Genomic DNA, 7460 nt, shown 5'->3' with positions numbered 1-7460 from the left:
GGATCCTCCCCGGGCGGGAGCCGGCGCCACGGCTGCGGGCCGTCGATCTCAGGCGCGAGTACCCGGTGGGCGGGCGGGATCTCCTCGGGGGGCGCCGCACGGTCAAGGCGGTCTCCGGGGTGAGCTTCGAGGTGGCGGCCGGAGAAACGTTTGGGCTGGTCGGGGAGTCGGGGTGCGGCAAGTCCTCGCTGGGCCGGATGCTCGTGGCGCTGGACCGGCCCGACTCGGGCGAGGTGGAGTTCGACGGTGCGCCGGTGACCCGGATGAGTTCCCGTGAACTCGGACCGCGACGGGCCCGGCTGCAGATGATGTTCCAGGACTCGAACGCCTCCCTCGACCCCCGGATGCGCATCGGTGCGATCCTGCGCGAGCCCCTGGCGATCCAGGGCATCGGCACGCGTGCCGAACGGACGGCCAGGGCCCGCGAACTGCTGCGGGACGTGGGGCTGCCCCCGAGCGTCCTGGAGCGCTACCCCCATGAACTCTCCGGGGGACAGCGCCAGCGGGTGGGGCTGGCCCGCGCGCTCGCCCTGGACCCGAAGGTGCTGGTCGCCGACGAGCCGGTCAGCGCACTGGACGTCTCCGTCCGCTCCCAGGTCCTCAACCTGATGCAACGCGTCCAGCTCGAACGCGATCTGAGCAGTGTGGTGATCTCCCACGACCTCGCGGTCGTGCGGTACCTGGCCGACCGGGTCGGTGTCATGTACCTGGGCAAGCTGGTGGAGACCGGCGCCACCGACGAGGTGTACGGCGCCACCGCGCACCCCTACACCGCGGGGCTGCTCGCGGCGGTCCCCGAGGCGGACCCGGCGGCACCGCGTCCCGAGGCCGGCACGCGGGTACGCGGCGAACTGCCGAGTCCCATCGATCCGCCCAGCGGCTGCCGGTTCCGCACGCGGTGCGCGCTGGCGACCGAGGTGTGCGCGGCGGCTGAGCCCGCACTGACGACGGTCACCGGTACGCATCAGGTCGCCTGCCACCACCCGTTGCGGTCGGGGGCGGGGCTGCCCGGGGAGCTGACGGCACCATGACGCGCTCCTCCCGGCCTCGCCGGGTCTCACAGATCTCACTGATCTCACAGATCTCACAGGTCTCATGGACCTCACGGGTCTCACAGTTTTCCTGGAGAGGGGATGTACGCGCATGACCTGGTACGTGGTCCGACGGCTGGCGATCTCCTTTCTCGTCCTTCTGGGGATCTCCGCGGTGGTCTTCTTCCTCCTGGACCTGGTGTCGGACAACCCGGGCCGTGTCGTCCTGGGCCAGCGCGCCTCACCCGAGGCGGTGGCCGACTTCAACCGGGAACACGGATTCGACCGCCCGGTCGTCGTGCAGTACGCCGGCTATCTGGGCCAGCTCCTCCAGGGCGACCTGGGGAGGTCCTACAAACTGAACGAGAACGTGGGGACGCTGCTGTGGCAGAACTCCGGCCGCAGCGCGATGCTGTCGCTGGCCGGCCTGGTCCTCGCACTGCTGATCGCCGTCCCGCTCGGCATCCTCCAGGCGGTCAGGCGCAACAGCCTCATCGACCGGGCCGCCACGGCGGCCTCGTATGTGCTCTATGCGACACCGTCGTTCCTGCTGGGCCTGATCCTGATCGCCGTCTTCAGCCAGTCCCTGCCGTTCTTCCCGGCCGAGGCGTCCCAGTCGCACTCCCCCTGGGTGGTCCTCACCGATCCACGCGCCATGGCCCTCCCCGTCATCACGCTCGCCATCACCAGCGTCGCGATCTTCTCCCAGTACCAGCGCTCGGCCGCACTGGACCAGCTCGGCCAGGACTACATCCGGGTCGCGCGGGCCAAAGGGCTCCCCGAACGGCTCGTCCTCACCCGCCATCTGCTGCGCAACGCCTGTCTGCCGCTGATCACACTGGTCGGCACGCTCATCCCCACGCTCCTGGCGGGCAATCTGATCGTCGAGTCGCTCTTCAACTACCCCGGTCTGGGCCTGCTGTTCCTGAACAGCCTGCAACGCGAGGACTACCCGGTGCTCCTCGCCTACACCCTCATCGGTGGCGTCCTGACCGTGGCCGGCAACTTCGTCGCCGACATCGCGGTCGCCGCGGCCGACCGCCGAATCGAGCTGGAGAAATGACCTCACGACACAGGGAAGCGGCGTCAGCCACCGAGACGGACACCATGGCGCGTTCCGGGAACGAACCCGACGGGATCACCAGGGCCCGGGTCTCCCCGCGGTCGGTGCTGCGCACGCTGCGGCAGCACCCGCTCGGCCTCGCCGGCGGGCTGCTGCTGGTACTCGTCGTGGGGTTCTGCTTCCTCGGCCCCCTGCTCCACCGCACCAACCAGACCGATGTGGACCTGCTCAACGCGGCCCTGCCCCCCGGCCCCGGGCACCCGCTCGGGACCGATCCCAACGGGTTCGACGTACTCGGCCGGCTGATGGCGGGCGGCAGGGTGTCCTTGCAGATCGGGCTGCTCGCCGCGCTCTTCGCCACCGCCATCGGCACCGTCTACGGCGCGATCGCCGGACTCGCCGGGGGCGTGCTCGACGGATTCCTGATGCGAGTGGTCGACATCCTGCTGTCGGTGCCCTTCCTCTTCTTCGTGCTGATCCTGTCGGCGCGGTTCCACGCGAACGCCGTGTCGCTGAGCCTGGTCATCGGCGGGTTCTCCTGGCTGGTCTCCGCCCGGCTGGTCCGCGGCGAGGTCCTGACCCTGCGGGTGCGGGAGTTCGTCCTGGCCGCGCGGGTGATGGGGGCGTCCCGCCGACGGCTCATCCTCACCCACCTGATCCCGAACGCGCTCGGGGTGATCATCGTCAACATCACCTTCCAGGTCGCCGACGCGATCCTCGTCGTCGCCGCCCTGGGGTTCCTGGGCTTCGGCCTGACGTACCCGACCGCCGACTGGGGCAGTCAGCTCGCCAGCGGCGCCACCTACATCTCCGCCGACCACTGGTGGCTGATCTATCCCGTCGGCGGCTGCATCATCCTCACGGTCCTGGCGCTCAATCTGCTCGCGGACGCGATCGGGCGGCGGGCCGACTGAGCGCCGCCCGGCCTGTCGGGCCCGACGGACAGGACGGCCGGGAATTGTCCTGCTCGCCCAACACCGGTCGGCGCCGGTGCCCCATCCTCGACCCACGCCGAAGCGGCCCCGGCCCGGCCGCCGCCACCCCCTCGCTTCACCCCCTCGCTTCTCCGCCTCTGTCCACCACACTTCGCAGGGAGCCACTCATGACACCTACGCCCGGCAGACCGCGAGGACGCCTCATCGCCGCGCTCATCGCATCGGTCGCCCTGCTCGCCACGGCGTGCACCGGCGGCGGCGGTTCGGCCCAGGACGTCCAGGGCAGCTACCGGACCCTGCCGAAGCAGTCGGGGAAGCCCAAGGACGGCGGGACGGCCACCGTCGCACTGACACCGGGGCTCAGCCCCAACTACATCTATCCCTACCCGCCGGCGTCCGCCAACGGGACCGTCATCGCCCGGGGGCTCATGTGGCGCTCCCTCTACCGCCCCAGCGGGCAGGGCGACCGGATCGCGGACACCGGACTGAGCATGGCGGAGCCCCCCGCGTTCAGCTCCGACCGCAAGACCGTGACCATCAGGATGAAGGACTACCAGTGGTCCAACGGCAGGCCGGTCACCGCCGATGACGTCGTCTTCTCCCTCGCCCTGCTGAAGGCCGCCCTCAAGGAGAGTCCGGCCAACTGGAGCTTCTACACCCCGGGCCAGTTCCCGGACGGCGTCACCGCGAAGGCGACCGCACCGGACACGCTCACCCTCGGACTGGAGACCGCGTACAACCCGTCCTACCTGCTGTCGATGCTGACACTGCTGTACGTGATGCCCTCCGAGGAGTGGAACATCGCCCGCGCCGGGGGGCCGCACCTCGACCACACCGAGCCGGAGAACGCGAAGGCGATCTACACGTACCTCACCGAGCAGTCCGAGTCCCAGTCCACCTTCGCCCGCAACCCGCTCTGGCAGGTGGTCAACGGCCCGTACCGTCTCAAGAGCTTCGACCCCACGACCGGGTCGTTCTCCCTCGTCCCCAACAAGTCCTACAGCGGCCCGGGGGACGCGCGGCTCGACCGGGTCGACTTCAAGTCCTTCACCTCCGCCGCGGCCGTGCTCAACCAGTTCAAGGCCGGCAATCTGACCGTAGGAACGCTGGACTCCAGCTTCATCACCCAGATCGACGCGCTGAAGAAGAAGGGCTACCACATCTACGGCGCCCCGGCGCCCGCGCGGTTCGACCCGCTGGTCCTCAACTTCGAGAACACCACCAACAACTTCGACAAGGTCATCGCCCGTCCGTATGTCCGGCAGGCCCTGCAACACCTGATCGACCAGCAGGGCTATATCAAGAGCCGGGGCGTCTACAACGGCGGTGCCTCCCCGAACCACAGCACCGCGGGCAGCAACTCGCCCTACCCGCCCGAGTTCGGTGACAAGGCGCCCTACCCCTACGACCCGGCCGCCGCCGAGAAGCTCCTCACCGACAACGGCTGGAAGGTGGTGGCCGACGGCTCCACCACCTGCGAACGTCCCGGCACCGGGGCGGGCGAGTGCGGGGCCGGCATTCCGCAGGGGCAGAAGATCGGCTTCACCCTCGCCTCCGCGAACACCCCGGCGTACGTCGGAGCCCGGGACACCGCGTTCGTGTCCGCGGCCAAGAAGCTCGGCATCGAGGTCACGATCGTGACCAAGTCGCTCAACTACCTGTACACCAACTACGGCAACAGCTTCGCTCCCGCCAACAAGAACAAGTGGGCGGCCCAGGACTACGGGCCGCTGTACCTGGCGGCCGGGTACCCGAGCAGCAACACGGTGTTCAACACGGGAGGCAGCTTCAACCTGGGCGGCTACCGGAACACCGAGATGGACAAGCTGATCAACGCCTCGACCTTCGGCGCGGACCCCAAGGTCCTCTCGGCCGAGACGACCCGGCTGTCCAAGGACCTGCCGGTGCTCTTCTTCCCGACCCCGCACACCCTGGTCGTGTGGAAGAACACCCTCTCCGGCCCACCGTCGTCGTTCAACGCGCTGCTCAGCTATCTGTACACACCGGAACTGTGGTACTTCCGCGACTAGGGCGTGTTTCGTCCTGAGAGGTGGCAGATGCCATGAACACGTCCGCGGACGCGTTCGCCCGGCCGCTCGGCCGGATCGCCGGCCCGGCGGATGCCGGGGTGCTGCGGGAGCTGATCGGCGACGCACGGGTGGTGGCCCTCGGCGAGGGCGCGCACAACATCACGGAGTTCTACGGGCTCAGGGACCGGCTGTTCCGGCTCCTCGTCGAGGAGTTCGGGTTCACGGGCCTGGTGCTGGAGTCCGGTTTCGCCGAGGGGCTGGCCGTCGACGCATGGGTCCACGGCGGCCCGGGACGGGTCGAGACGATCGCCCGTGACGGCATCACCTACCGGTTCGGCGAGTGCGAGCCGATGTGGCGGCAACTGCGCTGGATGCGTCGCCGCAACTCGGGGAGTGCGGCGAAGGTCGCCTTCTACGGGATGGACCTGCCCGGTTCGTCCACCTCCCCCGGACCGGCGGTCCGCGCCTGCCTCGACCGGCTGCCGCCGCTCCCGGGTGACGGGGAACTGCTGCGGCTGAGCGATCTGGGCGGCCGGTCGGAGGCGGCGGTCCGGTACGCGGCGATGTCCGCCCCCGACCGCGCCCGGCTGCTCGACGGGCTCCGCGGGCTGGCGGAGCGCGCGCTCCGGGCCGGCCACGAGAAAGGCGACGACAGCCAGCACCGGGAGGATGCCGCGGTCGCGCGCTGGGGCGCGGCCTCGCTCCGGGCCTTCGCCGCGGAGGCCGAGGGGGGCGGTGACTCCCCCGCGGGAGGGTCCCCGGCGGAGCCGTACCCGCGTGAGGAGTTCATGGCGCGGAGCGTGGAGTGGATCCTCCGGCGGGAGCGGCGCGTCGTGGTGAGCGCCCACAACGCGCACGTACGCCGGTCGCCGTTCCACGGCCGGCCGACGCTGGGGAGTCTGCTCGACTCCGCGCTGGGGTCGGACCTGGCCGTCATCGGGATGACCTACGGGTCCGGTCCGGAGGTCCGGTTCAGCCGGCGCTCCCCGCGTCCGTTCGACTGCGAGGTCACCCTCGGGGCCCGGACCCTGACGCCGGAGTGCGTCGAGTCGCGGCTGGACCGCCTCGGCCCGCCGATGGCCGTCGTCGATCCGCGCCGCGCGCCGGACGGGTTCTTCGACGGTGTCGAGGGCACGCTCGCCGCCGGCGGGCTCGACCCCGTCGACGACTTCCCCGCCGCCTACGACGCGCTGCTCCATGTCCGGCGGGTCACCCGGGTCCCCGGGGCGTTCGAGCGGCTCCGCGCGGAGTTCGAGGCGGCTGCGCGACCGGACCCGGCGGCACATCCCGATACAGAGGCAGCACAGTCCGTACGTCCCGGGGACCCCGGTGGTCCCGGGGGCGCCGAGGAGTGGGAGTCACCGTGAACGCCACCACCCCGCCGTATCCGCCCGCCCGTACCGTCGGGGTCTTCGAGGACGTCGCGGGCGTCCGGGTGCCGGACCCGTACCGGTGGCTGGAGCCGGAGACCGGCGAGGTGCGGCGGTGGCAGCGCCGGCAAGCGGAGATCGCCACCGCCGTCTGCTACGACGGGCAGGACCCGGCGGCCGTCCGGAAGCTGATCGAGACGTACGACCGAGGGTCCCGTCCGGCTCTGCCGGGGTACGCGGCGGGCCGCTGGTACCGCGCCGTCACCGGGCCGGACGGGGTCGCTCCCACGGTGGTCGTCGCCGACCGGCCGTTCGGCGCGGGACGGACGGTGGTCGATCTGGCCGCGTTCGGCAGCGCGCGGAACCCGGCGGTCCTGTCCTGGCTGGTGCCGTCGCCGGACGGCCGCGTGCTGGCCCTGGGTGTCTGCACCGACGGCAGTGAGCACAACACCATCCGGCTGATCGAGGTGGAGTCGGGGCGGGTGCTCGACGGCGTGCCGCGGCAGGTCCTGCACAGCGCGTGGGCCGGTGGGGTCTCGTGGCTGCCCGACAGCAGCGGTTTCTACTTCCTCGCGCTCACCGGCTCACCGAGGGAGTTCCGGCAGGCGGTGTTCCGCCACCGGCTCGCCCTCCCGTCCCGGGACGGGGGTGGTGCGGGCACCACTGAGGTGGAACCGATTCCGGTCGGCGAGGGCTCCCGGGAGTACACGCTCGTCCAGCTCTCGCCGGACGGCCGGTGGGCTGTCGCGAGCCACCGGGTGGGCAGTCCCGTCCCGGTCGCGGTGCGCGACCTGTCGCGGCCCGGCAGCGCCTGGCGCCCCTTCGTCACCGAGTGCGCCGGGACGGTCGCCGGTCACATCGTCGGCGACCACTACATCGCGGTGACCGATGTCGCGGCTCCCCGTGGGCGGGTGGTCGCCCTCCCGCTCGACTCGGGCGATCCCGGCGACCCGGCGGGGTGGACCGAGCTGGTGCCGGAGGGTGGGACGGTGCTGCGGTCCCTCACCCCGGTCGGTGACCACCTGTACCTC

Annotated in this window: 6 protein-coding genes; all 6 read left to right on the top strand. The window is 71.1% G+C overall.

Annotation, left to right across the window (positions count from 1 at the left end; translation table 11 throughout):
* Positions 1-1031 (top strand): ABC transporter ATP-binding protein (locus ACWF94_RS27435; RefSeq protein ID WP_453493946.1); only part of this gene is annotated, 1031 nt, incomplete at its 5' end.
* 112 nt (positions 1032-1143) lie between these two features.
* Entirely contained in the window at positions 1144-2094 is a 951-nt protein-coding gene (locus tag ACWF94_RS27430; protein ID WP_453493943.1) for an ABC transporter permease, read from the top strand.
* Positions 2091-3008, top strand: coding sequence for an ABC transporter permease (locus ACWF94_RS27425; RefSeq protein WP_453493940.1), 918 nt, complete (start codon positions 2091-2093; stop codon positions 3006-3008). Before ACWF94_RS27430 ends, ACWF94_RS27425 begins: the two co-directional genes overlap by 4 nt.
* A gap of 188 nt (positions 3009-3196) precedes the next feature.
* Positions 3197-5059, top strand: a complete 1863-nt coding sequence (locus ACWF94_RS27420; protein WP_453493937.1) for an ABC transporter substrate-binding protein — start codon at positions 3197-3199, stop codon at positions 5057-5059.
* Between the two features lie 32 nt (positions 5060-5091).
* The gene (locus ACWF94_RS27415) at positions 5092-6426 is read left to right on the top strand and encodes an erythromycin esterase family protein (RefSeq protein ID WP_453493934.1); all 1335 of its coding nucleotides are present in this window, start codon (positions 5092-5094) and stop codon (positions 6424-6426) included.
* On the top strand, positions 6423-7460 hold a 1038-nt coding region (locus ACWF94_RS27410; RefSeq protein ID WP_453493931.1), incomplete at its 3' end, for a hypothetical protein. The genes ACWF94_RS27415 and ACWF94_RS27410, both read left to right, overlap by 4 nt.

The sequence above is a fragment of the Streptomyces sp. NPDC055078 genome, from assembly GCF_053607985.1.
This window is presented reverse-complemented; position numbering and strand designations above follow the sequence as displayed.

Coding starts and splice junctions, on each gene's coding strand:
- ACWF94_RS27425 (WP_453493940.1), top strand. CDS start 2,091: ATGACCTCACGACACAGGGAAGCGGCGTCAGCCACCGAGACGGACACC.
- ACWF94_RS27420 (WP_453493937.1), top strand. CDS start 3,197: ATGACACCTACGCCCGGCAGACCGCGAGGACGCCTCATCGCCGCGCTC.
- ACWF94_RS27415 (WP_453493934.1), top strand. CDS start 5,092: ATGAACACGTCCGCGGACGCGTTCGCCCGGCCGCTCGGCCGGATCGCC.
- ACWF94_RS27430 (WP_453493943.1), top strand. CDS start 1,144: ATGACCTGGTACGTGGTCCGACGGCTGGCGATCTCCTTTCTCGTCCTT.